The sequence below is a fragment of the Arthrobacter sp. MYb23 genome (genome assembly GCF_002979775.1).
Classification (GTDB): domain Bacteria; phylum Actinomycetota; class Actinomycetes; order Actinomycetales; family Micrococcaceae; genus Arthrobacter.
The window spans coordinates 105560-132040 of sequence record NZ_PCPR01000008.1 but is presented as its reverse complement, the minus strand read 5'-3'; the positions used below and the strand labels follow the sequence as shown (position 1 = coordinate 132040).

28 protein-coding genes are annotated in these 26481 nt (G+C 61.3%); 12 read left to right on the top strand and 16 right to left on the bottom strand.

Features of this window, described 5'->3' with window-relative positions:
• Positions 1-21 precede the first annotated feature (21 nt).
• From ggt to CQ020_RS11135, 4 genes are all read right to left on the bottom strand, one after another.
• Entirely contained in the window at positions 22-1857 is a 1836-nt protein-coding gene (ggt, locus tag CQ020_RS11155) for a gamma-glutamyltransferase (RefSeq protein WP_105691904.1), read from the bottom strand.
• Between the two features lie 864 nt (positions 1858-2721).
• Positions 2722-3495: a hypothetical protein gene (locus CQ020_RS11145; RefSeq protein WP_258141842.1), complete on the bottom strand. Its 774-nt coding sequence runs from the start codon at positions 3493-3495 to the stop codon at positions 2722-2724.
• A 271-nt stretch (positions 3496-3766) separates the two neighbouring features.
• Complete coding sequence (locus CQ020_RS11140) at positions 3767-4669, bottom strand: hypothetical protein (protein WP_105691902.1); 903 nt, start codon at positions 4667-4669, stop codon at positions 3767-3769.
• Between the two features lie 10 nt (positions 4670-4679).
• Positions 4680-5699, bottom strand: a complete 1020-nt coding sequence (locus CQ020_RS11135) for an SPFH domain-containing protein (RefSeq protein ID WP_105691901.1) — start codon at positions 5697-5699, stop codon at positions 4680-4682.
• Between the two features lie 105 nt (positions 5700-5804).
• Here CQ020_RS11135 and CQ020_RS11130 point away from each other — a divergent pair, with 105 nt between their 5' ends.
• Complete coding sequence (locus tag CQ020_RS11130) at positions 5805-6539, top strand: NUDIX domain-containing protein (protein WP_105691900.1); 735 nt, start codon at positions 5805-5807, stop codon at positions 6537-6539.
• Between the two features lie 879 nt (positions 6540-7418).
• Here CQ020_RS11130 and CQ020_RS24165 read toward each other — a convergent pair.
• The 4 genes from CQ020_RS24165 to CQ020_RS11115 form a co-directional block, all read right to left on the bottom strand.
• Entirely contained in the window at positions 7419-7580 is a 162-nt protein-coding gene (locus tag CQ020_RS24165; protein WP_181151847.1) for a hypothetical protein, read from the bottom strand.
• Positions 7581-7582: 2 nt separating this feature from the next.
• A complete protein-coding gene (locus CQ020_RS11125) occupies positions 7583-8218 on the bottom strand; it encodes a hypothetical protein (protein WP_105691899.1) in 636 nt (211 codons plus the stop codon).
• Positions 8219-8411: 193 nt separating this feature from the next.
• Positions 8412-8969 carry a suppressor of fused domain protein gene (locus CQ020_RS11120; RefSeq protein ID WP_105691898.1) on the bottom strand — a complete coding sequence of 186 codons (558 nt, stop codon included), beginning with the start codon at positions 8967-8969 and terminating at the stop codon, positions 8412-8414.
• 113 nt (positions 8970-9082) lie between these two features.
• The gene (locus tag CQ020_RS11115) at positions 9083-9607 is read right to left on the bottom strand and encodes a barstar family protein (RefSeq protein WP_105691897.1); all 525 of its coding nucleotides are present in this window, start codon (positions 9605-9607) and stop codon (positions 9083-9085) included.
• Positions 9608-9758: 151 nt separating this feature from the next.
• Between CQ020_RS11115 and CQ020_RS11110 the strand changes: the two genes are divergently transcribed.
• A complete protein-coding gene (locus CQ020_RS11110) occupies positions 9759-10148 on the top strand; it encodes a tautomerase family protein (protein ID WP_105691896.1) in 390 nt (129 codons plus the stop codon).
• Between the two features lie 65 nt (positions 10149-10213).
• On the opposite strand, the gene CQ020_RS11105 is transcribed toward CQ020_RS11110, so the two are convergent.
• The 5 genes from CQ020_RS11105 to CQ020_RS11080 all read right to left on the bottom strand — a co-directional run bounded on the left by CQ020_RS11105 (position 10214) and on the right by CQ020_RS11080 (position 14556).
• Entirely contained in the window at positions 10214-10561 is a 348-nt protein-coding gene (locus tag CQ020_RS11105) for a hypothetical protein (RefSeq protein WP_105691895.1), read from the bottom strand.
• Between the two features lie 664 nt (positions 10562-11225).
• Positions 11226-11669, bottom strand: coding sequence for a hypothetical protein (locus CQ020_RS11095; RefSeq protein ID WP_105691893.1), 444 nt, complete (start codon positions 11667-11669; stop codon positions 11226-11228).
• Positions 11670-11832: 163 nt separating this feature from the next.
• Complete coding sequence (locus tag CQ020_RS11090; protein ID WP_105691892.1) at positions 11833-12426, bottom strand: AAA family ATPase; 594 nt, start codon at positions 12424-12426, stop codon at positions 11833-11835.
• 97 nt (positions 12427-12523) lie between these two features.
• Entirely contained in the window at positions 12524-13342 is an 819-nt protein-coding gene (locus tag CQ020_RS11085) for an enoyl-CoA hydratase/isomerase family protein (RefSeq protein WP_105691891.1), read from the bottom strand.
• Complete coding sequence (locus CQ020_RS11080) at positions 13339-14556, bottom strand: CaiB/BaiF CoA-transferase family protein (protein ID WP_105691890.1); 1218 nt, start codon at positions 14554-14556, stop codon at positions 13339-13341. The genes CQ020_RS11085 and CQ020_RS11080 overlap by 4 nt, the downstream gene beginning before the upstream one ends.
• A 163-nt stretch (positions 14557-14719) precedes the next feature.
• Here CQ020_RS11080 and CQ020_RS11075 point away from each other — a divergent pair, with 163 nt between their 5' ends.
• From CQ020_RS11075 to CQ020_RS11055, 7 genes are all read left to right on the top strand, one after another.
• A complete protein-coding gene (locus tag CQ020_RS11075) occupies positions 14720-15484 on the top strand; it encodes an IclR family transcriptional regulator (protein ID WP_105691889.1) in 765 nt (254 codons plus the stop codon).
• 233 nt (positions 15485-15717) lie between these two features.
• Positions 15718-15876 (top strand): hypothetical protein, encoded by a 159-nt coding sequence (locus CQ020_RS24160; RefSeq protein WP_018778776.1) that lies wholly within the window; start codon positions 15718-15720, stop codon positions 15874-15876.
• 86 nt (positions 15877-15962) lie between these two features.
• Positions 15963-16136: a hypothetical protein gene (locus CQ020_RS24155; protein ID WP_181151846.1), complete on the top strand. Its 174-nt coding sequence runs from the start codon at positions 15963-15965 to the stop codon at positions 16134-16136.
• A 115-nt stretch (positions 16137-16251) separates the two neighbouring features.
• Entirely contained in the window at positions 16252-16455 is a 204-nt protein-coding gene (locus tag CQ020_RS11070; protein WP_024818096.1) for a hypothetical protein, read from the top strand.
• A gap of 221 nt (positions 16456-16676) precedes the next feature.
• Positions 16677-17030 (top strand): hypothetical protein, encoded by a 354-nt coding sequence (locus tag CQ020_RS11065; RefSeq protein ID WP_181151845.1) that lies wholly within the window; start codon positions 16677-16679, stop codon positions 17028-17030.
• A 129-nt stretch (positions 17031-17159) separates the two neighbouring features.
• Positions 17160-17771, top strand: coding sequence for an SRPBCC family protein (locus CQ020_RS11060; RefSeq protein WP_105691888.1), 612 nt, complete (start codon positions 17160-17162; stop codon positions 17769-17771).
• A 132-nt stretch (positions 17772-17903) separates the two neighbouring features.
• The gene (locus tag CQ020_RS11055) at positions 17904-19427 is read left to right on the top strand and encodes a CYTH and CHAD domain-containing protein (RefSeq protein WP_105691887.1); all 1524 of its coding nucleotides are present in this window, start codon (positions 17904-17906) and stop codon (positions 19425-19427) included.
• A 70-nt stretch (positions 19428-19497) separates the two neighbouring features.
• Here the strand turns inward: CQ020_RS11055 and CQ020_RS11050 are convergent, their stop codons facing one another.
• Together CQ020_RS11050 and CQ020_RS11045 are read right to left on the bottom strand one after the other, a co-directional pair.
• A complete protein-coding gene (locus tag CQ020_RS11050) occupies positions 19498-20334 on the bottom strand; it encodes an alpha/beta fold hydrolase (RefSeq protein WP_105691886.1) in 837 nt (278 codons plus the stop codon).
• Between the two features lie 43 nt (positions 20335-20377).
• Positions 20378-20794, bottom strand: a complete 417-nt coding sequence (locus CQ020_RS11045; RefSeq protein WP_105691885.1) for a helix-turn-helix domain-containing protein — start codon at positions 20792-20794, stop codon at positions 20378-20380.
• A gap of 125 nt (positions 20795-20919) precedes the next feature.
• Here CQ020_RS11045 and CQ020_RS11040 point away from each other — a divergent pair, with 125 nt between their 5' ends.
• Positions 20920-21588 (top strand): FMN-dependent NADH-azoreductase, encoded by a 669-nt coding sequence (locus tag CQ020_RS11040; RefSeq protein WP_105691884.1) that lies wholly within the window; start codon positions 20920-20922, stop codon positions 21586-21588.
• A gap of 6 nt (positions 21589-21594) precedes the next feature.
• On the opposite strand, the gene CQ020_RS11035 is transcribed toward CQ020_RS11040, so the two are convergent.
• Positions 21595-22593, bottom strand: coding sequence for an aldo/keto reductase (locus tag CQ020_RS11035; RefSeq protein WP_105691883.1), 999 nt, complete (start codon positions 22591-22593; stop codon positions 21595-21597).
• Between the two features lie 161 nt (positions 22594-22754).
• Between CQ020_RS11035 and CQ020_RS11030 the strand changes: the two genes are divergently transcribed.
• Positions 22755-24488, top strand: a complete 1734-nt coding sequence (locus CQ020_RS11030; RefSeq protein WP_105691882.1) for an ABC transporter ATP-binding protein — start codon at positions 22755-22757, stop codon at positions 24486-24488.
• The gene (locus tag CQ020_RS11025; RefSeq protein WP_105691881.1) at positions 24485-26452 is read left to right on the top strand and encodes an ABC transporter ATP-binding protein; all 1968 of its coding nucleotides are present in this window, start codon (positions 24485-24487) and stop codon (positions 26450-26452) included. The genes CQ020_RS11030 and CQ020_RS11025 overlap by 4 nt, the downstream gene beginning before the upstream one ends.
• Positions 26453-26481 lie beyond the last annotated feature (29 nt).

Below are 26481 nucleotides of genomic sequence, written 5' to 3'. Positions count from 1 at the left end.
GTGCACCCAGTTCCCTACGCGTTACCTGCGAGGTTTAGCCGGCTTCACCACCATCGCCGAACCTCCGCCGCGGCGTTCGGGCTCCGCGGCCGCAGTCAACGATCCGTCCGGATTGAACTCAATGGCGGTTGCGGCCCCAATCTCGGCAGCCGACGTGAAAGCGTCGCCAGCCGGAACTAGATCATGCCCCAATGACTCCAGGGCAGGACCATAGGCCTCAATAAAGGCAGGTTCGGAGCTAACCGTGGCACCGTTCCGCGGTGAAGTACGTGGCGCAGCGAGGGCCTCCGAGACCGTCATCCCCAAGTCGACGCGGTTCAGGATGGTCTGCAGCACCGTGGTGATGATGGTCGAACCGCCGGGGGAGCCCAGTGCCAGGAACGGCTTCTGGTCCTTGAGGATGATGGTGGGCGACATTGAGGACCGCGGCCGTTTGTTCGGTTCAATCCGATTGGGATCCTTGGGGTCATAGACCGTGCTGAAGTCAGTCAGCTCGTTGTTGAGTAGGAAGCCCCGGCCCGGGACAACGATTCCCGAACCGCCGGTCTGCTCGATCGTCAGCGTGTATTCCACCACGTTGCCCCACTTGTCGGCGACTGTCAGGTTGGTGGTGGAGATGTTCTCCGTATCCGTCTCATTGGCGAGGGGCGCCACGGCAGCCGGGCACGCGCCGTCGTACTTTTGCACGTCTCCCGGGGCGACTGGTTTGGGAGCTGCCGCCGTCGGATCAATCTCGCAGGAGCGTTCCTTGGCGAAGACGTCATCCAGCAGCGTCTCGGTGGGGACATTGACAAAAGCAGGATCGCCGACGTAGGCACCACGATCCGCGAATGCCAGCGAGCTGGCCTCGATGTAATGGTGCAAGGCATCAACAGGTGTCATACCTTTGAGGTCGTAATTCTCCAGGATGTTCAGCGACTCACCCACTGTGGTGCCGCCGCTGCTGGAAGGAGCCATGCCGAAGACCTCGTAGCCGCGGTACTCAGCCTTAGTGGGGTCCTGGTCCAGGACCTTGTAGTTGGCCAAGTCCTGGGTGGTCATGAACCCGACAGGGACGGGAAGTTCGGTTGTGGCGGTCTTCGGCGGAGCCTGCACGGTTTTGACGATTTCCTCTGCGAGCGGGCCGCCATAAAAGGCGCCAGTGCCCCCTTTGGCAAGTTGCCGGTAGGTCGCTGCGAGATCGTGATTCTTGAAAACACTTCCGACGGCGGGAGCGTCGCCGCCGGGGAGGAACAGGTCCCGGGTGGAGGTGAATGCGTCAAAGCGGAGCTTGTTGTCTAACGTTTGCTGCCGGAAAGTCTCGTCCACAACAAAACCGCGGTTTGCCACCTTGATGGCGGGCTTCAGCGCCTCGCCCAAATCCAACGTGCCCCAGCGCTCCAGCGCCCGCTCCCATGTAGCGGGTGTGCCGGGTACGCCGACGGAAACGCCGCTTGTCACGAGTTCAGGAGTGAAGTTATACGGCTTCTTGGTTGCCGGGTCGATGAAGGCATCGTTCGGCATGCCTGCCGGAGCGGTTTCGCGGCCGTCGATGGTCCCCACTTGCTTGGTCTTCGCGTCATAGAACACGAAGTAGCCGCCGCCACCGATGCCTGCGCTGTAGGGCTCCGTAACACCCAAGGTTGCTGCTGCGGCGACGGCGGCGTCGGCAGCATTGCCACCCTTCCGTAATACTTCGATAGCGGCGGCGGAAGCTTCGGGATCCACGGTGCTCACGGCGCCGCCATAGCCGGTGGCCGTGGCCGTCTTGTCTGTTTCGCGAGGATCGGCGAAGGCCGGACTGGCCATCGCGCCGCTCGTCGCGGTCAGTGCCAAGGCTGCCGTAACCGCAGCCAATTGACGTCGCACATGTGTCATGGTGTCTCCCAGAGTTGTTCCAGACGATGATGTGGGAGGACGGTCCGGTCACCCTATCGCGGGGTCTGCAAGGGAACAATGGTTGCTATTCGCTTCGGGTAGGGGTACGGCGCCGGGCTGGGCAGGGAGATCCCGACGTTTTGAAACCGGCCGGTTTTGGCTCATTCCGGGCCGAGTAGCGGGCACGCATGAGCGGGCTTGCTGCGGGTCCGGCAGTAAACGCGTGGGCTTGATCGTCAACGCGGCGGCCAGTGGCCTGGCGTGCCACGAAACCTTAGGGTTTCCGAGACACTGAGTCCAGGCGCTTGCGACAGCTCGCTCGGGCTAAACGGGAGCGGGACAGCCAGGGGTCACGTTCTTTTGACGTTGTAGTCGGATATTTTCGGGCTGCACGGCACGAAAATTCCCCAGCGCCCTGCGATAAGGCGACGGCCTTCCCTACCCGACGAACTAGCGGCGATGACCGGTGTTATCCAACCCAACAAAATGCGAAAGGCCCAAGGTATGCCCCCGGTGAAAATCACGGAGCTCGCGCTCCGAATCCGGATCGGATCCCAGAGGCGGTCGAACCGACTTTCTGGCAATGTCCCGCCAAATGGAACCAATAATGACGACCATCGCGCCGACGCCTAAAATTATCCACTCCATGATTCCCCCTAAAAGCACACTCTATCTTGCAGCGTACGGCCAGCAACAGAGCATCTCCCTACTTCGGCTTACCCGCTCGGCAGAGGACCACAGCGACCGGCAGGGGATCCCCTAACGGGCGCTCGCGCGGCATCGAGTGACAGCAAGAAACGCCGGCTAACGATCACCCTAAAAGGGGAGCGTCCCGCAGCAGGATGCGACCGGCCACCATCGGCGCTACTGAGCAATCCGCTGTCCGGAACCCCTGCGCGATATGACCTCGTGGACACCAACGCCTACAAGCCCGATAGCCAGGGCAAGCAATATCGTGGGCAAAGCCCCTCCATCGGGGCCTAGGGCTGCCGTCAAAACTTGCCGGCCCATCAGCAGCATTTCAGGAACATCCCCTGCCAGCACCCGGGTTCCAAGGACGGCTTGGACGGCGGTAAACAGCGCCGGAAGTAGCCACAGGAAGACGAGGTTGAGCACCCAGGCAATCGCCCTCTTGGCGGGCCTGAGGCCACACCAAGCCAGCGTACAACCCACCAGGACGGCGGGGACCCATCGTGCTATGGTCGGCACGGCAGTGGGTACATTGAGAAATCCCACCACGCTCACTACCCACACCACCGCCCAGGAAGTGAAGGGAACAGCCATGAGCCCGAATCCGATGGTGGCTTTGACAGGGGAAGGTGAAGCGATGAGCAGCATGGCAACAAATGCCGCGATCACGGAACCGATGACGCCCGCCATGAGACCGAAGAAGTAGAGGTCGGACAAGGTGCCTGGAGCGAGGCCCTCGTGGAGTACAGAAAATGATTGGACGGTGGCCGTGAAGTGCACTGCGAAAACACCGGCAGCCGCGCACCACATAACGAGTCGACGGCGGGCGGGTGACCAGATGCGAACAGCAAGCCCGGCCAATGCTCCGCCAACTGTCAGAAGCGCGACAATGGTTGTCGCTTCATACTGACTCAGGGGCAGAAGAGCCGGAGGCATCTGAGCTGGCATCACTTGTGTAGCCCACAAGTTTTGGAGAGGCAGTGTGCCGCCCGTGATCCACCATGGGGCCAGACCAAGAATGCCGGCAAGAAGTCCCGCCAACCATCCCCATAGAGCGTCTCGGCCGGGCTTTCCAGAAGGGTTCGGGGCCGGGGCGGAAGTCTGGGCAGTGTTCTCAGGGTGGCTCACGAGGCTCCTCGTATGAGTCTGAACGGAGTGCCGGAGCCTAATTTAGGCGGGCAAGCCACTCATACTACACCGAATGGATTAATCTCAGGTTTCAAACAACCAATCGCAGCGGCCTCTGCCCCAACTGCACCGTGATCTCTTGCCCCCACGACGCCGTCAGCCGGTCATCTTCCATGCCATCGCCGAAGACCACCAGCTGATCGGAGGCCACGGTAATCCGAAGGACTTCGCCTGCTTCCAGGACGCCTTCGGTCAAGGACGCGCCGGTGACGGGTGAAGGCCATGCTTCGCGGACGAACCAGGCGAGCCGCGGATCGCTCGGGGCAGGCAGTGCACGGCCGCCGCGTTCCAGGGCGATCGAAGCGCACCAGCCGGTGGCGCCGGTTCCCGTGGAAACGATGAGGCCCGACGACGACTGCCGCTCGGTTTGCCCGCCGGGCTGGGTGAAACTGGGCGCCGTCAGGGTGTACTTTGCCGACTGGTGCGAAGCGTGGCCGACGAAGACTTCGTTGAGCGCCGAAAGCTGCTGACCGTCGTCGAGCGTTGCCGTCACGGTGGTGAGATTTTGGCAGTGCAGCCGCCCAACGTCAGCGGCGCCAAGCAATGCTGCAGCGCGGGCCGGCGTGTGCCGGACCAGTACGCCCGGGTTTGCGCCTGGCTCAGGATCGATGCCGATCACCGGCTGGCCGTTCAGGTACTTGGCAACGTTCGCCACGAGTCCGTCCTGCCCCACTACAGCGATGATGTCCTCGGCGGTGAGCAGGAAGCGGCTCAGGTCCGCGCGTTCCACTTCTGCCTGGCGCCAATCGGAGGGTACTGCCGCCCTGATGGTTGCGAGTGCGGAGGTGAGCTGATCGTGCCGGTCCTGTACGTCCTGGATGCTGCGGCCACGGGTGCGGAGGAAGAACTCGGCCTGGCCCCGGGTGGCATGCCGGTCCAGGAGTTCCTGAAGTTCGGTTCGCCGGTGGACGATGACGATGCGCGGGGTTGCCATGACGGGTCCTTTACTTGGTGGCTTCTACAGTAGCGGCGGGTTCCTTGAACAGTCCGGCAAGTGCTCCGCTGAGCAGGTCCGGGGTGATGGTGAGGTTCCCGATGTTCGGCAGGCTGCCGGCCGCATCCTTGAATGCCAGGGCGAGGAGCGTGGCCTGTTCCATGCCGCGGTAGACCTCCATGGTGGCTGCCTCACGGGCCGCGGCTGCTTCGCCCACCAACCTAATCTGGTGCGCTTCAGCCTCGGCGCCAATACCTTTTCGTTCAGCTGAACCCTGTGCCTCAATCAGACCGGCGGCAGCTTTCTCTTCGGCAGCGCGGCGGGCGTTCGCGCCCTCCTGGGCCACGAGGTTCTCCCGCCGGACGGCGAGTTCGATCTGGCTCGCCATCTCATTCTCGGAGATAGTGCGTTCACGTTCGACGGCGACCGCCCGCCTCTCGTACACGGCCCGGTCCGCTTCGGCTTGGAGCTGTTCACGCACCGGAGTCTGCAGTGCGCGTTCGACGTCGGCTTCGGGCCGGATGGCCAATACCTGCACGCCGAGGATTTCGATGCCGGTGGACTGCAGCCGTGCATCTGCCCGCAGTGCCTCCGTGAGGACCAAGCGGAGCTGGCTGACTCCGCGTTCCAGCGCTTCGGCCAGTGTGGTGGTGGCGATCTGATCGATCGCGTGGCTCTGGCACAGCTGGCCGATGATGGTGGACACCTGCTCGCGTCCGGTCGCGGGTGCTTTGCCAGCGGTCTGGAGTCCGAAGTCGAGGCGGGTGGAAACGGCCACAGGATCGATGAAGCGGTAGGTGACGTTGGCCTGAACGCTCACATCCTGGTGGTCGCGGGTGATGGCGTGGAAGAGGGTGGGCAGTTCCTGATCGTCCACGGGTACCTCACTCAAAACGGAGTTCGCGGGGCGGAAGAAGAATGCCTGACCCACGCCCTGGTGCCTGACCGTCCCCTTCTGTAGGTGGACGACGTAACCGGTGGGGCTGCCAAGGAAGTGGCTGATCCAGGGGTAGCGCTTGATGATTGCCATGATGTTCGCCTCTTTCGTCTTGTTCTCGTCAAGCTGACGATAATTAAACAATAGGAGCTACCAAGCTTTATTGTCAACATGACGATAACTATCTAGGATTGATGCATGCCTGCATCCCATCCAGCGCCCGAGCGCTTCCCGGTGACGGTCGACGTCGTCGCCCTGACTGTGCGCGAAGCTCAGCTGAACGTCCTTCTCATCACGCGCCTCATCGAACCCTTCAAGGGCAAGCCCGCGCTCCCCGGCGGTTTCGTTCTGGCGGGCGAGGATCTGCTTGAGGCGGCTGGCCGGGAGCTCGCGGAGGAAACCGGCGTCGAACATCTTCCAGGGCATCTGGAACAGTTGGGTAGTTACGGTCCGAAGGGGCGCGACCCCCGCGGTGACGTTCTCACTGTGGCGCACCTGCTCATGGCGCCGGACTTTCCGGTGTTGTCGGCGGGAAGCGACGCTGAACACGCCGCCTGGTATCCGGTCCGGGACATCCTTGAAGGGAAGCTTGAGCTCGCCTTCGATCACGCACGGATCCTTGACGACGCCTTGGAGCGGGCAAAGTCCAAGCTCGAATACTCACCCTTGGGTGCCGCGTTCTGCGACGAGGAATTCACCATCGCCCAGCTCCGCGCCGTGTACGAAGCGGTGTGGGGGACGCGCCTCGACCCGCGGAACTTTCACAGAAAAGCCACCGGAACACCCGGCTTCCTGGAAGACACAGGGCGGATGACAGCGGGCGACGCCGGGCGGCCGGCTGCGCTATTCAGACTCGCCCCCGAGGCGCGCCCGACGCCGGGCCAGCCCACCCGCGCGGTCCTGAACCCGCCGCTGATGCGCCCGAGGGACTAAAGCGGCTGACACTGAACTGAAGTAGTCGCGGTAGCGGATTCGCCCAGAGTTCAAGATGTTGAAGGGCCAGCAAGAACGAACCTTCACCCGACAACGATCATCGTTAGGCGCTAGCGCTTACGCACCCAGTTGACACTCCGCTTAATCAGGACACGCTTCTGTTGGCCTGTAAGGGGATCCTTTACCGGACGGCGCTCCGCCCCACCTGCGATAGCCTAGTTTCGACTTTGCAGTCCCGTCTTCCGTATTTCACACTGGTCTAATGCACCCATCGTGGACCCGGATACTTAGGCTTGGGCAACACTCATGGCTAGGTCTCGTTGGAGACGTCCTCTTCATAGGTGATGAGACGCGGCCTAAAAGGCAGCTCGATCTGGAGAACCCGATTGGGCTACTTCCGTGTCTGGAACGTCCTTACGAGGAAGTCCGAGCAGAACTTGAGGCGCGCGAGCTTGAGCTGTCCATGGTGCCTGGGACACTGCTCTCAACAGTTCCGCTGGCAACTATTCCGGCGACAGCAGTGGCGACTCAGATGGACTATTGGACTTCCCTTTCCGTGCCCTGGCTGGCTTCACTTCCCGCCAGCGACGTCGACGACAACGTCATGATTGCTATCGAAGAGGCGCCTTGGGCCAGCCAGGCGAGCAGGCATGGCGTCCGTAGACTCCGGCGGAGTAGGAGTAGAACCAAGTCATGGTGGCCTGAGAATCCTTCATAGCCTGCCCACGAGCGAAAGTGGATCCTTCACCGGACGCTTCACACTCCTGTCAGTGATTCCCTACCGGCACGTTCCGGAGGTATGTTCGCCGCCGGGGAGCCAGCTGCCGGAGTGAAGCATCCCAATGAGAGTTAGGATCTCGACGCACAATGCTCGGGCGCTCATCTCCGTTCGCCATCATTGAGCTCGGTTAGTGCCTTCTCACGCTGTTTGTCGGCTTGGAGGATGCCGTCGCGAACGGCGGCGACAATGACGCCATAGAGGACGTAGAGGAAGATTGCCGCGAAGACTACGAGCAGGATCGGGTTGTTGAGTGGATTCATCTCTATGCGTCTTCCTCGGGCCAGTACTTCTGGGCTCCTGCCGCGGCCTCTCGAAGCTGACGACCGTCGAGAATGATCGAACTTTCGGACAGACCCATGTCGGTCCATTTGGCTACTATGCGAAGATCCCCAGAAGGCGGCAACGGCCAGAGCCAGAGTTCTGCCTTTCCTGAGATATCGTCATCGCCTCCGTTACCGCCCTTGGGCCGGTATTCGAAGACCGGCCCGTCAGGTTCTTCGTCCAGGGGCCTGTGCCCGTACATTGCCAGAGACGAGCTGCTTGCCTTTGCACCGTCCGGGAACTGGATTCCGAGTAGGAGGATGGAATCGGCCGAGATTCCCCCATCACGCACTTGCGGCGCGTGCCGGTGAAAGACGGCACTGATCTCCGTCCACTCTTGGTCGTCCTGGTCAGTGCGGCGGAGAATCCAGTTCAGGTCAATGACGCACCCAGTGGAGTGGACCCTTACGGCGTCAATGGCCATCACAAAGGCCTGGGACTTGTGGACGAACCGTCCTACAGGGACGATAACGGGCAGTTCGTAGCGGGGCGGGGCCGTCCAAGGAGGCGGCGTGAACCGGGGCATCCGTGGGCGAGGAGGCGGTGTCGGGATCGAAAAGTCCTGAAAGAAGGTCACGGTCGTTCCTAAGGGGTTCGCGGGCTGCGACCGACCAGTGGAACGGCGCTGTGCGCCGTCTTGGATCCCCCAATCCGTCCGTACTAGGTCCAGTCTAATCCCGGACTGCAGAGCTAAAGATTGCCCTGGCGCGGCTGCCCGGGCTGCCCGTACGCCGATCCCTGTGCGTGCCATCGGAGGATTGAAGATGACGTTAGACGGCTGACGGCCGTCCGACGTCGTATGGGTCCCAATCGAGCTTCCAGAATGCCTCAAGTCCGTGGTCGTGGATGTAACGCCGTTCAGCGTCGTGGATCGGGTAGAGTCCGCAAATATTGACGGGCAGAGCGTCTCCTACGCTAATCCCGGTGTAGTCGTCACGGTCGAGTACTGCAGGTGCGAAGATGGCAAAAGCTGTCATCTCGGAATCTGGAGTGATTCTCTCGCCCAAGTTGATCGTGTCGCCGTAGTGAAACGGGTTGTCTCCCCGTTGGGCTTCGCCGATGCTGCCGGGTGCAAAGAGCCAGCGAAGGTCATTAGACCTTATGGTCATGGAGAGTTCGGGCTTGCCGAAGCGCCAATGGGGGTGGTCAGCCAAGCTGACACCGTAGGTGATCCCCGTGAGCATTTCGGGTTCAGGAACGTCGTCGTAGACGACAACAGTCACACCTGGCAAACCAGGATGACTGGTTTCAACCGGGATGTACCGCGGCTCGATCCCGCCGCTTATGTGGTCGAGGTGGGACAGGAACTGCTCAACGCGAGTGGACACATCGTTACAGTAGCAACGAGATGGCGAATGGTGCGCTGGAGGTGGAAGGGAAGCCTTCAGCTAGTCAATTAGTCAGCTCACCAAGGTTTGCCAGACACCCGTTCGGGGATCCTTCACCGGGCACTGAGGAATTCACGGTGATTCCAAGCAACAGAAAAGCCACCAACCGGAGGGATCTCCAAACGCGGATCCCCGGTTCTAACTAGACACATCATGCGATGGCCGAATAACGCGGCATAAGTTGCCTGCCTCGCGAAGATGTCTAAGAGGTGATGGGCTGCTGACGCGTCCTTGCCTTCGAAGGCTTCAAACCCGTCAATCACGAGAACTAGCCCGGCATTCTCTGCGGTCCATCCATAAGCTTGAACGGCTACGTCGCCGAGGCAATCGTTGAGAGCATCCAGGCTGGAGCCGTAGTAATCAGGGAAATCCAGAGCCCGGGCAACGTCTTGGTGGAGGTCAGCCTGAGATTGCCAGGCAGCGGCGTCAACCTCAACGACCTTGTAGCGGTGGTTTCGCAGCCACGACGTCGCTTCGTCGAGGATCGCTTGCTGATGGAAAGGACGGATGAAGCTGTTCTGGATCAAGAGAAAGTCCAGCGGATGATTCAGCTCGTCAGCCAGGTTCCAAATTGCCATGAGTGAAACTGTATTGCCCTTCGGTTCTCTTCATGCGCATGCCGGCTTGTGCTGTCTTCCGGAGGTGCGTGCGAAAGAGGATCCCTGACCGGACGCTTTGGTGCCCGTTCGGCCGCCGGCTTCATTCCCCGCAGACAGGTATGGTGCTCGCATGGCACAAATTATCGTTTACGGGCATCGAGGGACACTTGGCCCTCGGCGGGCGACGTTGAAGACTGCGATTCACGGTGCGGTCATGGCCGCTTTGGAGTATCCGGCAGACAAGTGCTTTCAGCGCTTTATCCTGCTGGACGATGAGGACTTCGTTCATCCTGAGGATCGCGGTGCCGACTACACAATTATTGAGATCTCCATGTTCGAGGGGCGCTCTGATGATGCCAAACGTGCGTTGATCGCAGAGCTTTTCCATCGCATCGAGGCGGAAGCCGGGATCGCGCCGCACAGTCTTGAGATCACGATTACCGAGACTCCCAAGGTGAACTGGGGCATCAGAGGATCGAACGCCGCTGACCTCGCTCTTGGCTACAAAGTAGAGGTCTGACCGGCAGCATCGTGAACGATAACGGATCCTCTACCGGACGTCACGCTGGTCTCGACAAGCTGCCGTCAGGGCATCCGTTGCCTGAGGGCAAGGGCTACCTCATTCGCAGGTCCACAAATCTCAGGCGTAGACAGCTGAAAGAGTGCATCAGCTATGAAATCGTGCCCACTGGAATCCACCCCAATATCTTCGCGTCCCTGCACTTCCTCTGCCCAGACGGAGAGCTCATCTGCACCAATCCTCCCGGCCTCGAACTCGTCAAGTGCATGGCTGATGTCCCGAACCTCGACGGCCGCCAGGTCCTCCTGATAGGACCAAATAGAGGCGGCCAAACGAGCCAAGGACTCATTCAACGGGCACCGCAACTGGATGAGGTCATAGACGGCTTCCCGCCTATCAGCTTGTGACAGCATGTAGCTTCTTCCTTCCAAATGAGCGGCCCTCTACGCAACTTGTTGGAGTCTGTCACACCCGTCATTACGGGTGGCTTACCAAGTAACTAGGACCCACTCGCCGGGAAGGTCACCGTGGCTAAGAACTGCCAGCGCAATGCTACAAGCCTCCTGCACATCGGATCCCGTATACGACCACCTCGGCACCTCGATGAACGTGCCGTCACTTTGGTAGTCCCTGATATCTAGCCCGAGGATTAATCGGCCTGATCCTGCAAGTGCTTCGATCACGGCCGAGGCTTGGGAGGCCGGCCAACTTACTTCTCCGTTCGGATCACACCGTGCTCCGCTTTGAAGATCTGGCTGAAGGAACGAAAGGTCAGTGACGGTCATAGCTGGATCATATGGGTTTCGCGCTCACGGGTTCTATCCCTGGACGCCCGCCCGTTAGACGGTCCTCCACGGTCCGCGCGTCACTCCTGAGAAGCTCCAAGTCAAATCCGCGTGACTTCGGGGCCATTCGGATTCCCGTAAGACCCGCCCGCAAAACTGCCCGGTGAAGGTGCCCTAAACGCTACACGTCCACTTCGAAAGTAGCGGTGCTCTTCGAGCTGGCCCCTACCATGTACGTTCACTTCGAAACTATTGCGACGATGGTTGAAAACCACCCGCCGTTGTCTGCCAATCACTTGCCGGCGTGGGCGAGAATGGACGCTGCTGTTGACTCGGCGTCCGGCGTGGAGATGAGCCACGTGCGGCTGGGGGTCTCCAGGACGATGGCCGGACCGCCGACCAGCAACCCCCACGTTCGCTGGCCCAAGTACCGGACGCCGAAGCCTTCGATCATGGAACTGGATGGCGCAGGGGAGGCATCAACGATGTCCTGCAGAGGGATCGTCTTGGAGTAGAACGGCCGGCATCTGACCGTCAGGTTCTGGCCTGTCGCTTCAATGGTCACGCTTATTCGGAGTACCGAAACTGTCAGGAGCGCAATGACTACAACCAGCGCCGCGCTCATCAGCAGAACTCCGCTGGGAATGGCCGTTGCAATGATGAAGAAACAGAGCAGGCCCACCACACTTGCGGTGACCTTCTGAGAGCCGCGACTGATCCGGGCCTCTGAAATCACTGGTGACTTCCCTGGGAGTGTTTGCCAAGTGTACGCATGGGGCGAGCCTACTTGTCGTGGGATGGGAACTAGTCAATTGGTCGCGTGGCCATAGCGTGACAGGCTACCCAACTGGGGGACAGCAAGCGCTCTAATGGGCGCTCAATGGAGCGTTATCTGTCTCCTAGTTGGGTAAGTGGGCGGGTGGTTTGCTGGCGGAGGTGATCGCCCGGTTCAGCTGGGCCAGGGCGTCGCCCGGTTCGCCGTTGGCGTCCACCACAACAAAGTTTTCATACTCAGGCAGCGAACGGTAAGCATCTCTGAATGCCCTCAGGTCGGCAACTGTCTCCTGGTCCGTGCCACGCGCCATGACCCGCGCGTGGGCAACGGTGGGATCTGTGTCGAAGTGGACGTGCAGGTCGGCTGCGGGCAGCTTCTCCAGCAGCCACGGAAGCAGCGTGCCGCGACCCAATCCGTTGGCCTGGCGTAACGCCAGTTGGCAGTGGAGATGGCGGTCCATCACCACCAGGCCATCAAACTGCCAGGCCCGTGCATGGTTGACCAGCACGTTGAACAATCGAACGCCGGTTTCAATGACGTCCAATACGCGTGGTGCCACTGTCCATCCAAACCGCTCGGACAACAGCGACATCCTCCGGCGGGCAGCGTGATTACTGAGCAGCAGGGCGCTTCGTCCTTCAGCGCGAGCCGAATCGACCAAGGCGCGGGCCGCCGTCGTTTTTCCTGAGCCGTCAATTCCCGTCAGAACAATGAGCATGAGCCCTCCCTTCGTCTTCTGTACAACTCGTTCCATGTACAACGCGGGGAGGGCGTCACTTGTGCCGGTTGAGGTGCAGATCACACCCGGAGCCAGCTCAGCCCGCAGGTCGCCAGACGAACTCAGGCTGCTCGCGGTTCAGGAATGCGCTGATGCCGATCCCCATATCCGGGCTGTCCGGCATGGCCGACCACGCGTCCGACCATTCCTGGTCAAGGTGGGCCAGTCCGGCGCCGGGTGTGCCGGTCACATCCATCAACCGCTTCATCGAATGCATGGAGAACCGGGAGCGGCTCCGCAGCGTGCTGAGAAGTGCCGCGCACGTCTCCTCAAAGGATTCTGAAGGCACGACGTCGGCCACCAGCCCCAGCGCCCGGGCCTCGGTTGCGCTGAACGTCAGTCCGGTGAGGAGGATGTACTTGGCGTTGGCGTGCCCCACAAGCCGGACGAGCCGTTCGATTCCCGGTCGGGGGTAGATGATCCCGATCTTGGCCGGAGTCAGCCCGATCACCGCACGTTCGTTGGCGATGATGAAGTCGCAGGCGGAGGCAATCTGCCAGCCACCGCCCATGCAAGCACCATCCACCAAAGCGACCGAGGGCTTGGACAGGGAAGCGATGGCTGCATCGGCCCCACTGAGATGATCCACTGAGGTGCCATCCGGTTGAGGATCCACCAGCACCGAAGCGAGCTCACTGATGGAGGCCCCGGCGCAGAACGTGTCCCCGGCACCCTTCAGCGCCACCACCGCAACGTCCGGATCAGCGTCGAGGCGGGGCATCAGTTCCTGGATCTCCAAGCACATTGCCCGGGTCAGGGCGTTTCGCTGCGCCAAGTTGGAGATTTCCACGGTGGCCACGCCATCGGCAATTGCGACGGCGATTCGGCTGGCCCTGACGCCAGAAACGGTGGTCATCGCTGTGCTCCAATCTTTGCCGTCCCGCACACAATGCGGCCTTCGCGCTCAAGGCGTGCGACGTCGTCGTGCGTCATTCCAAACTCCATCAGTACATCTGCGGTGTGCTCGCCCAGAAGCGGTGGGGGCGAGAGGATTTCGCTGGCCTCGCCGTCCAGGCTGAGGGGGCCGCGCAGCAGGGGGAGCTCGGACCCGTCCAGTCGTTCGCGGCGCTGCACCAGTCCCAAAGCGGCAACCTGCTCCGAGGCGAGGGCCTGTTTGTAGTCATAAATAGGGCCGCACGGAATTCCGGCCTGGCTGATCAGCGGAACCCAATCGTCGGCGGCTTTGCTCGCAAGGGCAGTTTCAATGAGTTCAGATAACTGATCCCTGTTGGCTGATCTGTCCGCTCCGGTAATGAACCGGGGGTCCCCTACGGCCCCGGAAACACCGATTAAGCCGCAGAACGCCCGCCATTGCTTGTCGCTTCCCACGGCAATATTGATGGACTCCGTGGCCGTGGCGAACATGCCGTAGGGCGCGATCACCGGGTGGTTGTTGCCCTGCGGCGTGGGTGCCTCGCCGAGGCTAAGCGCCTTCTGTCCCTGGAATGCGGAGAGATTCAGTGCGGTCTCCAAAAGGGACGTGGACACTCGGCTGGGGCGCTCGCCGTTCCGGGCTCCGAGAAGTGAAGCGACGATTCCAAACGCGCAAATCATGCCCGAGGTGATGTCCACGATCGGCACGCCCACGCGATAAGCCGAGCCTGGTCCGGGGCCGGTGACGGACATCAGCCCGGACATTCCTTGGATGACTTGGTCGAGGCCGGCGTCGTCCTTGAGGGGGCCGGTGTTGCCGAATCCTGTCACGGACCCCACCACCAGCCCCGGGTTCAGCTCTTCCAGCCTGGCACGGGTGAACCCCATTTTCTCCAGGGTGCCGGGCTTGAAGTTTTCCACCAGGACATCCGCTTCGGCGATCAAGCTGGAGAGAATCCCGCGTCCCTCGTCAGAGTAGAAATCGATGCACACGGAGACTTTGTTGCGGTTGACCGAGTCGAAGTACAGGCTGTGGCCGTCCTGGAACGGGGGCCACTGGCGGGCAGTGTCACCCCCGTTGACGCTTTCCACCTTGATGATTCTGGCGCCCATATCGGCAAGGAGTGCTGTGCAGTAGGGGCCGGCGAGGGCTCGGCTGAGGTCGATGACGGTGATTCCGCGGAGTGGTTTGAGCATGGCGGGTACCTTTCGTGCGTTGAAGCGACAAGAAGCTGGAAAAGAGCACCCGGGTTTGCTCGTCAATCAAACTTTGCTGGTTCACTGGATGAACCGTTGGTTCATTTTGGGAAGTCGCCTGTAATGTAGAGCACTGTGGGAAGTCGGTCAAGCGGGAGTGTGGATGAGTACGCAGAGCGTGGTCACGGCAATTCGTGTGTTGGAAGCGGTCTCTGACAACCAGCCGGCGGGCTTGTCAGAGCTGAGCCGCGAGGTGGATGTGCCCAAGGCGACGGTCTTGCGCATGCTCAGAACATTGGCCGAGCTGGGCTGGGTTGCGCAGTCGGAAGCTCAGGCCAGCAAGTGGGTGCTGACCAACCACGCCTTCGCTGTTGCAAGCCGCGGAAGCAGTGGTTCGGTCATTCGTGACGCTGCCATGGGCCCGCTGAACGCGCTGCAGCTGGACACCACCGAGACCGTTCACTTGGCTGTGCCGGACCGCGGATACATGCTGATCATCGAGCGTCTGGACACCCCGCACGTCCTCCGGGCCTTCCTGCCCCTGGGTTCGCGGCTTCCCATGCACGCTTCCTCCACGGGAATGGCCTACCTTTCGGCGGCCGACGACGCATTCGTAGATGAGTACTTGGCCGGTCCACTCGAAGCCCTGACTCCCCAGACGGTGGTGGACCCTGCCCGGCTTCGAGCGATGATCGCAGACACCAGGGCGCGGGGGTATTCCATCAACGAGCAAGGCCTCAGCACGGGAATCACCTCAATCGGTGTTCCGTTGCTGGGCTCCGGTGGCGTCGCGGCGGGCTCCATCTCCATTTCCGGACCGTCCAGCAGGATTGTGCCGGCCAAGTATGAGGAGTACGGCGAGGCGGCGGCGGGTACCGCATTGGAGATCAGCCGCGCCTTGGGAGCGTTCTCCACAAAGGGATACTAAGTTTCCTGTCCAAATACTTCGCTCCGGCGTATTGCGCGCCTATCATGATGCTATGTACGTGCCCCTTCACGGGAAGATGGTCCGTTTGAACAAAATTCCGTGAGGGTACGTAAGCGATATTGGGAAGAAATTCCCTGATCGGTGCCCGTTGGCATGGGTGGCGCTTCAGTAATGAAGTACCAGCGGACGCCTTCCTGAATAAATAACCGTTATTGAAAGGGATGCGTAGCTCAATGAACACTCTCTTAATAATCGCCGGTGTTATAGCGATCATCTTGCTCCTGGTAGGCGGGTTCAATCAGGCCCTCAGCTTCCTGCTGTGGGTGGGAATCATCCTGCTGGTGCTGGCACTAATCGGCTGGGTGGTGGGCCGGGGCCGGTCGCGCGTATGACAACTGACCCAAACGAAGTAGCAGGTTTTGCGCAGGTTCGCGATGGGACCACAACCCCCGGGAACCCCATTCCGAGAGATCCCGGGATGCCCGGCTCGAGCAGTCGGGCGCCCGTAGGTGATGCATCGTCGGAAAGTCCGGACGACGCCGTCGATGCCGGTCCCAGCGAATCGGCCAGTCCGCCCGGACCAGCCGAAGAAAAGGACGAGAAGACTGCGGACTCGCGTGGTCTGACCACCGAAACCAATCCCACGGATTGATGGGAGCCAGCGCGGCCGCGAACAGGAGAGATCCAGTCCGCGGCCGCGCTCTCGGCAAACAAGGATCTGTGGTTGCCGCTAATTGCGGGAGTTGTCTTTAGCGATGGGGAATTAAATGCGAATCGGTTCAATCATCGGGCTGTTCGTGGTGGTGTGGCTCATTATTGGGGCCGTTGCGGCCGGTCAGCGGGGATATTTCACTGCCCCGCCGGCGCAGTGTTCACAGTTCGCCACCATCGCGTTGAATATTGTTGCCGGCCCGCTGAATTACACGGGCCTGGATCCTCAGGGTGGCTGCGAGATTCCACAACCCTCCTAAGTAGATCCCGCCTGGTGCCGGGCCTGGTTCAGGCATGCCTGCAGCGGGCCCTCGGATGGTACGTGGGCTGCGGCTCCATGGTGGAAGCCTAGACCCCCGAATGGCCTTTTACTAAGTTTGCTGACTATTATCGTCAAAGGCATGGACATGCCACCAAGGGGCCTTATAGGTTCGAAGTGTTCCATAAACACGTTCCACCGCTCAGGGAAAGGACAGTTCACATGGACAAGCAGAACGCCACACCGGAAGAGGAAGTGGGAGGCTACGGCACTCCTACCGCGGAGCAGGAAGCCGGCGGAGGCCAGGCACAGCCCCGCGTGGAAGAAGACATCGAGGAGGCCGCCCTCGGCGAGGGCACTGGCGCGCCGAACCTCAGCCACCTGAATCCCGAGGATTCAGATAGTGCAGGCGAACCGGGTGCAGGCCGTTTCGGCGGAACCGAAGAGCAGGCCCACGCGGAGCAATCCTCGCTGCCCGACGGCAACGACGACAGCCTGCCGGACGGCAGCGGCAACGACCTTCCCCAGGAAGAGTCCCCCAACGACGATGACGAAGAAAGTTTCGACGCCGGCTAAGAGCTTTGGCTGGCGCGCTTTAGACAGGCGCGCCACTGGTTAAGCAGCCAGCTGGCTGGCGCGCCACCAGCAGTACAGCGTGAGCGCCCGAGACGTGATCGAACTAGACGTGATCGAAGGAGCAAACCTATGGCTACGGTCAATAAGTCAATCGAAGTAGATGTCCCCGTATCTGTCGCCTACAACCAGTGGACACAGTTCGAGGCCTTCCCCCAGTTCATGAATGGAGTGGAGGCCGTGGAACAAATCGACGAAACGGGCCTGCACTTTTCCACCAATGTGGGCGGAGTGAAGCGCGAATACAACGCGCAAATCATCGAGCAAGTCCCGGACTCCCTGGTGAGTTGGGCCAGCGTGAATGGTCCCCGCAACGGCGGCACTGTGAGCTTCGAGCCCCTCGACGCCGGCCGGACGCGGGTGAACGTGGAGATCGTCTGGGAGCCGGATGGTCTCGCAGAAAAGGCGGGCTCGGCCCTTGGAGTGGACAGTCTGCGCGTTGGTGCGGATCTGGACAAGTTCAAGAAGTTCATCGAAGCCCAAGGGCACGAAACCGGTGCTTGGCGTGGCACGGTGTCCGGGGGAGATGTTGATGACACGGGCGAAACTTTTCGCAGTGGAGCAGCAACAGCCGAGTTCCCGCCGGTGGATCCGGACCTCTCAGCACCCGCCGCGGACGTCTCTGCGCCCGCTGCAAATGAAGGGCCGGCAGAACCGCCGCAGCCACGCTCACCAGGACTCTAGGTGAGGTTCTCTGGTGTGAGGCCCTGAACTGACTCACACTGGAGACAGAAGAAATGGAATAGCTCCAACGGGGGCCGGCCACTACAACTGGCCGGCCCTCGTGGCATCCCAAAAGACAGGAGTTCCGCGGTCATGGCAACCACAGGCAACGTGGAAGTTGAACAGAAATTCGACGCCGAGGCGACCACTCCTCTGCCGGCCCTGGATCAATTGGTCGGAGTCGAAAAAGTGGGTGAACCGGCAATCCACGCCCTGGAAGCCATCTACTTTGATACGCAGCACCTGGCCCTCGCCGCCCGGGGAATCACGCTGCGCCGCCGCGCCGGTGGACCGGATGCCGGTTGGCACCTGAAGCTCCCGCATGGCCCCGGCAAGAGAACAGAGATCCACGCACCCCTGGGCAACGCGGACACCGTCCCGTCAGAACTCATGGACCGCGTGCTCGCCTACACCAGGGGCCATGCGGTGGCCGCCATCGCAACGCTGGACACGGAACGGACCAGCTACGCCCTGTATGGCAGCGACGGTCACCGCGTGGCCGATTTCGTGGACGATCACGTTCGCGCCCAGTCGATGCTCGGTGAACGGCGCGAGCTGCAATGGCGGGAATGGGAGGTGGAGTTGGCTCCCTGCGATGACGTAGATGACACCATGCTGAGCACACTCACGAAGCAACTCTCCGATGCTGGAGCAAAGCCAAGCAAGCGCACGTCCAAGCTGGCCACCGCCTTGGGCGACTCATGGCCCGCCCCACAGCGGACGGAGCGTGAAGAGCCCAGTGGCAAGGGCCCGGCGGCGGTTCCGGTGCTCAATTACCTGGACGAACAAGTGGCCGAGATGCTCCTTCAGGACGCCCATGTCCGCCTTGCCCGTGACGATTCGGTCCATCAAATGAGGTCCCAGATCCGCCGGATCCGGGCCGTGTTCCATAGCTATAGCGCGCTCTTCGAGCCGACGGATGTAAAGGATCTGGAACGGGAGCTTAAATCGCTCGCAAAAACACTTGGCCGGTACCGCGATGTGGAAGTCTTGCACCAGCGCCTGAAGGTCAGCCTTGATGAACTGCCGGGGAAACTGGTTGTCGGTCAGCTAGGCGATGACCTTGAAGAACGCATGGCCCTTAGGGCCAACAATGCGATGTCTGCCGTGAGGAACCGGTTGAACAGCCCCCGCTACTTCACGTTATTGGACAACCTGGAAGCCTTCCTGGAGCATCCCCCACTGACGCCAAAGGGTTCCGCGCCGGCAAAGAAGACCACGGCAAAGCTCGTCAACAAGGCCGGCAAAAGGCTCCGCAAACGGCACGACGCAGCGGTGCGTGCCGGCGTCGGGCCTCAAAGCGATAAGGCGTTCCACGAAGTCCGGAAGGCCGCCAAAAAGCTGCGTTTTGCCGCGGCTGCTGCGGAAGCCGTCCACAGCAAGCGTGCTGTGAAGCTGGGAAATGCGGCCCACAGGGTTCAATCCATCCTTGGCGACCATCAGGACAGCGTCATGGCCAGTGCGGAACTGCTGAAGCTGGGTTCCGCGCCGGGCACCAGCAACGGTGCTTTCACCTATGGAGTGCTCCATGCAATGGAACGCACCGCCGCTGATGCGACGCTGGAAAAGTACCTGCGGAAGGGCAAAAAGGTACGGAAGCTTCGCCTCAAGAAGTAAGAGTTTTTGTACAGCAAATGCCCTTTAAACGCCTTCTAAAGGTCATCTGCTGTACAAACACTCCCGGGCTTTACTTCCGAAGGAACGCCAGCAAGGCCTCGTTGATCTCGGCGCCGTGCGTCCAGAGCAGGCCGTGCGGGGCGCCTTCGATTTCCAGGTACTCAGCGCTGGGCAGGGCATCCTTGAATCGCCGTCCGGTGACGTCGATGGGCAGGATGTTGTCCGCCGTGCCGTGAACAATCAGGGCCGGGACGTCGATCTTGGGGATGTCGGCACGGAAGTCTGTGAGCCAGGTGGGCTGGGCGGCCACGGAGGCGTGAGCACCCGACTTGCTGGCCAGGTTCCAGCTGGCATCCACAGATTCCTGGCTGAGCCGATCCGTGCCCAGGAAAGTGTCGCTGTTGTAGAAGTTCTTGAAGAACTCGGTGAAGAAGGCGTAGCGGTCAGCTTTGACGGCGGCGGCAAGGCCATCGAAGACTTCCTGCGGGACGCCGTCAGGGTTATCGTCGGTCTTCAGGAGGAACGGCTCCAACGAACCGAGGAACACAGCCTTGGCAACGCGGGCCGAACCGTACGTGCTGATGTAGCGCGCAACTTCGCCGGTGCCCATGGAGAAGCCCACCAGGACAGCATCGTTCAAGTCCAGGGTGTCCAGGACGGTCTTCAGGTCTGCTGCGAAGGTGTCGTAGTCGTAGCCCTCGGTGGGTTGGCTGGACTTTCCGAAACCGCGGCGATCGTAGGTGATGACGCGGTAACCGGCGTCGAGCAGTGCGGCTGTCTGCTTCTCCCAGGAGGAACCGTCCAACGGGTAGCCGTGAATCAGGACCACTGCCTGGCCGGTCCCGTGGTCCTCGTAGTAAAGCTCGATCTCAGTGCTGTTTTCGTTTCCGACGGTGATGTAAGCCAAAACTCAAGTCCCTTCGATGCGGTTCTACTCGAACGTTTCCAGCCTACTGTTTGGGGGCGACGCCGGCATGGGTTCTGTCATGGTGTTGGCGGGACGTTGCCACCGTATCCATGTTGTCCTCCGCCCACTCCTTCATGCCGAAAATGACCGGAAGCAATGACCGTCCCAGGGCAGTGAGTTCGTAGTCAGTCCGCACCGGAACGGACGCGGTGACCTCCCGATCAATGAGGCCGTCGCGCTCCAGGGTGCGGAGCGTTGAGGTCAGCATTTTCTGGCTTACACCGGGAATGCGGCGTCGCAGTTCGCTGTGCCGTTGCGGGCTTTCCTCCAAGGCGAGCATCACCAACGTCACCCATTTGCTGCTGATGGCTTCCAGAAGTTGGCGTGCAGGGCAGAGCTCCAAAGAAGCGTTGTAGCGGTGTTGCGCTCTCTCGCGGCTCTGTTCAGCTGTGAGTGTCATGCCCTCATCATTGCAGGCACCTCGAGGTGCCTTGGGCACAATAAAGTGCGTTCTTACGCTGCGTTACATACCCGGGTGAGGATCGAACCGGGGGTCAAAACGTCCCCCGATTCGAAAGGAACACCGTGCCCTCCATCCTCCACATCAACGCCTCGCCCCGATACGCGAACAGCGATTCCCTGCGGCTCGCCCGCCATTTCATTGACTCAGTTCAGGTTGCGGCCCCGGAGTCATTCGAGGTGGAGACATTGAATCTTTTCGACGACGGCGCGTTGCCGGCTTTCGGCCGGACCGCAGCTGCCGCGAAGATGGCCGTTTTTACCGGCCAGGACCAGAGTCCGGAACAGCTTGCTGCGTGGGAATCGGCCCGGGCAGTGTTCGACCAATTCGCGGCCGCTGACGCCTACGTTTTCAATATCCCCATGTGGAACTCCGGCGTGCCCTATGTGCTGAAGCAGTGGATCGACATCATCACCCAGCCAGGCTGGAGCTTCGGATTCGACCCCCAGAGTGGCTACAGCGGACTCATGGAAGGCAAGCACGCTGTAGCCATCCACACCAGCGGCGTCTACGCTCCCGGGGTTCCGGCAGCGTTCGGTTCCGATTTCAGCAGTACCTTCTTCGCTGACTGGCTGAACTTTGTGGGCATCCAGGACGCGACACATATCCGGTTCGCACCTACTGTGCTCAATGCGGACGTTGATGGCTCACGCCGTGCGGCCGAGACTGATGTCAGCGATGCCGCACTTGAATTTGCAGGGAAGCTTCGGTCGCTTGAACTCGTCAGCGACTGACGTCTTTTACAGGTTGGTCAACCGCTCGCCTGCCTCGTTGTAGCGGCCGCCCTCCACGGTGATTTTCGCCGCGGCTGCTTCGATTTCGTCCAGTTCAGCAGGTGAAAGTTCGACGTCGGCCGCGGCCAGGTTTTCTTCGAGGCGGTGCAGTTTCCGGGTGCCCGGAATAGGCACGATCCAAGGCTTCTGTGCCAGCAACCATGCCAGGGCTATCTGGCCCGGCGTCGCGCCTTTTCGTTGAGCGATTCCGGCGAGCAGGTCCACTACGGCTTGGTTGTTCTGCATGGCTTCCGGGGTGAACCGGGGGATGGTGCTGCGGATGTCGTTGCCGGATTCGAAGCTGGTGGAGGCGTTGATGGTGCCGGTCAGGAAGCCTTTGCCTAGTGGGCTGAAGGGAACGAAACCGATTCCAAGTTCTTCGCAAACGTCCAGGACTTCTTCTTCCGGACGGCGCCACCACAAGGAGTACTCGCTCTGCACCGCAGCCACGGGGAGGACTGCGTGGGCTCGCCGGATGGTGCCTGCGGCCGCCTCTGACATGCCGAAGTGCTTGACCTTTCCGGCATCTACCAAATCCTTGACGGCACCTGCCACGTCCTCGATGGGCACGTCCGGATCGACGCGGTGCTGGTAGTAGAGGTCCAGTGCGTCAACTCCGAGCCGCCGCAGGGATCCCTCGACTACTTCCTTGATGACCTCGGGACGGCTGGTGACCTTGCCGCTTGGCTTCCGCTCGGCGGGGTCGATATCCCAACCGAACTTGGTGGCGATGACCACCTGATCCTTGAACGGCGCCAATGCTTCGCCGACGAGTTCCTCATTGGCGTAAGGGCCGTAGATCTCGGCGGTATCGAAGAACGTCACTCCGCGCTCCACGCCCGTGCGGATGAGGGAGATCATTTCATCGCGGTCAGGCCGTTCGCTGTAGCCCCCGCTCATGCTCATGCATCCCATGCCAATCGCGGAAACTTCCAGGCCGCCGGTGCCAAGTGTGCGCTTCTCCATGCTTGCTCTCCTCTGCTGTTGGGGCTGTTGACTACTTCGACGTTATGGGGCCGGACCGGAGTGAGGGAGTCCCTGACATTACCCCTCACATCCCTCTAGTTGCCCGCAGCAACCAGACGTAAACTGGCCTTCGGTTCACACGATTTCTGCTTGGAGTTGCCATGCTGTGGAAGGTACTTGTTCGGTTTCTGCGGCCGCATCAGCGGCTGCTGATCGCCGTCGTCGTCTTCCAGTTGGCGCAGTCCATTGCGTCCCTGTACCTTCCGACGCTGAACGCCGACATTATCGACAACGGCGTGGCCACCGGAGATACGGACTACATCATGCGCATGGGCGGACTCATGCTGCTCATTACCCTGGTGCAGATCGCGTGTGCGGTGGTTGCCGTGTACTTCGGCGCTAAGGCTGCCATGGGGATGGGCCGCGATCTCCGCGACGCGATTTTCAGCCGGGTGGGGGAGTTCTCCGAGCAGGAAGTCACCAGGTTCGGGGCGCCATCACTGATCACCCGGTCCACCAATGACGTTCAGCAGGTGCAGCAGTTGGTGCTCATGTCCTGCACCCTGATGGTCGCGGCTCCCATGCTGAGCATTGGCGGCGTGATCATGGCTGTGCGTCAGGACGCCCAATTGTCGTGGCTGATCGCGGTGTGCGTGCCGGTGTTGCTGGTGGCTGTCGGGTTGATCGTGACGCGGATGGTACCGCTCTTCCGGAAGATGCAGGTCCGGATCGACGCCGTCAACCGGGTCCTCCGCGAGCAACTGACCGGCATCCGCGTTGTGCGGGCTTTCGTCCGGGAGGACATGGAAGCCGCCCGTTTCGCAAAAGCGAACGACGACGTCACCGACGTTGCGTTGCGGGCCGGCCGGTTGATGGCGCTCATGTTCCCTGTGGTCATGCTGGTGATGAACGTTTCCAGTGTGGCGGTGATCTGGTTCGGATCCTTCAGGATCGAGGACGGCTCCATGCAGGTGGGCACCCTGATCGCGTTCCTGAGCTACCTCATGCAGATCCTGATGTCCGTCATGATGGCCACGTTCATGGCCGTGATGATCCCGCGCGCGTCCGTTTCCGCCGACCGGATCGGCGAGGTGCTGGACACCGCATCAAGTGTCCAACCGCCGTCGAACCCTGTCACCGGCGGTATCCGCCGCGGCGAACTGGAAATGCGCGACGTCGGATTCGCCTACCCGGGTGCCGAGCAGCCGGTGCTGAGCGGGCTTTCTTTCACCGCTTTGGCCGGTCAGACCACCGCGATCATCGGCAGCACCGGCGCCGGCAAAACCACGCTCGTGAACCTCATGCCGAGGCTGTTCGACGCCACGTCCGGGTCAGTGCGCATGGACGGCGTGGACGTCCGCGAGCTGCACCCGGACCTGTTGTGGGGCCACATTGGCCTGGTACCGCAACGGCCCTACCTGTTCTCTGGGACGGTCCGCAGCAACCTCCACTACGGGAAGCCCGACGCCACCGAGGACGAGCTGTGGCAGGCGCTGTCAGTGGCTCAGGCCCGGGATTTTGTGGAAGAGATGGAAGGCGGACTGGATGCGGTCATTTCGCAGGGCGGCACCAACGTTTCCGGCGGTCAACGTCAACGGCTCGCAATCGCCCGGGCACTGGTGAAACAGCCGGAGCTCTACATCTTTGACGACTCCTTCTCATCCCTGGACACCGCCACCGATGCCCGGCTCCGGCAGGCCCTCAAACGCCACACCAACGGCGCCACGCTGGTGATCGTGGCGCAACGCGTCTCCAGCATCGCGGACGCTGACCAGATCCTGGTGCTCGACGACGGCAGGATAGTTGGGCGCGGAACACACGATGAGTTACTGGAGACCTCCGAAACCTACAGGGAAATCGTGTCCTCCCAGCTCGCGGCAGAGGAGGCAGCATGAGTGCCGTATCAGCCGGGCCACGCGGACCCCAACGGCCAGCCATGGGACCGGGCCGCGGAGGACCCTTCGCCGGGATGAACATTCCGGCCGAGAAAGCCTCGAACTTCAGTGCCTCAGCCCGGCGGTTGTTGGGAACCTTGCGGCCGGAGCGGTTCTGGCTGACGCTGGTGCTGGTGTTCGCCGTGGCCAGCGTTGCCTTGTCGGTCATTGGGCCGAGGCTGCTGGGCGAAGGCACCAACCTGATCTTCGCCGGCGTCGTCTCAAAACAGCTTCCCGCCGGCGCCTCCAAAGCCGACGTGATCGCGGGCCTGCGCGCCTCCGGTGAGAACAGCAAGGCCGACATGTTGAGCGCCATGACCCTCACTCCCGGCGTCGGAATCGACTTCACTGCGCTCGCGTCAGTGCTGCTGTGGGCGCTGGCGCTGTATGTCCTGGCCTCAGCGTTCGGCTGGATGCAGGCGTACGTGCTCAACGGCGTCGTGCAGCGGACCGTGTACCGCCTCCGCGAGCGGATCGAAGCGAAAATCCACCGTCTTCCCCTGCGCTATTTCGACTCCATCCAGCGCGGCGAGCTGCTAAGCCGCGTGACCAATGATGTGGACAACATCTCCCAAAGCCTGCAGCAATCCATCAGCCAGGTGGTCTCCTCGTTGCTGACGGTGGTGGGTGTGCTGGTGATGATGTTCCTGCTCTCGCCACTGCTGGCCCTGATTGCCTTGGTGACCATTCCATTGACGCTCGGAACCACGCTGCTGATCGCCAAGCGCTCGCAGAAACTGTTCGTGGCCCAGTGGAAGAACACCGGTGAGCTCAACGGCCAGATTGAGGAAACGTACACCGGGCATGCGCTGGTGAAGGTGTTCGGGCGGCAGAACGAGGTGCAGGAGAAATTCCGTCAAAAGAACTCGGAGTTGTATCAGGCGAGCTTCGGGGCGCAGTTCGTGAGCGGCCTGATCATGCCGGCAATGACGTTTATAGGGAACCTGGTGTACGTCGGAATCGCCGTGGTGGGTGGCCTGCAGGTGGCCTCGGGGTCCATGCAATTGGGTGACGTCCAAGCCTTCATTCAGTACTCGCGGCAATTCACCATGCCACTGGCCCAACTCGGATCGATGGCCAACATGCTGCAATCCGGCGTTGCCTCGGCTGAGCGCGTGTTCGATCTGTTGGATGAGGAAGAAGAATCTATTGAGCCTGCACCTTCCGAGGCAGGTGCAGGCCGCGGGCGGCTGGTGTTCGAGAACGTGTCCTTCCGGTACTCGCCGGACAAGCCGCTCATTACGGACCTCAGTTTGGTAGCTGAACCTGGACAGAGCATCGCGATTGTTGGGCCGACGGGAGCTGGCAAGACCACCCTGGTGAACCTCATGATGCGGTTCTACGAGCTCGACTCCGGACGAATAACGCTCGACGGCGTGGACATCGCCTCGCTCTCGCGGCAGGAACTTCGCTCGCGGATGGGCATGGTCCTACAAGACACCTGGCTGTTCGGCGGGACGATCCGGGACAACATTGCGTACGGTCGGCCCACTGCTTCGGAATCTGAAATACATGAGGCTGCTCAGGCCACTTACGTTGACCGGTTCGTGAAGTCGCTGCCCGAGGGGTATGACACCTTGCTGGACGACGAAGGCGGCAATGTTTCCGCGGGTGAGAAGCAGCTGCTCACCATTGCCCGGGCCTTCCTGTCCCGGCCCTCGGTGTTGATCTTGGATGAAGCCACCAGCTCCGTGGATACCCGGACCGAGGTGTTGGTGCAGAAAGCCATGAATGCCTTGCGCTCGGACCGGACGAGCTTCGTCATCGCTCACCGTCTCTCCACCATCCGGGACGCCGATCTCATTCTGGTGATGGAAGCCGGGCAGATCGTGGAGCAGGGGACACACTCGGAACTTCTTGCCACGGGCGGGGCATACTCGCGGCTGTACGAGGCCCAGTTCGCGGCGCCTGTCTCTGAGGTGTGAGGTCTGGCCTGTAGCTCCTGGCTTGTCGC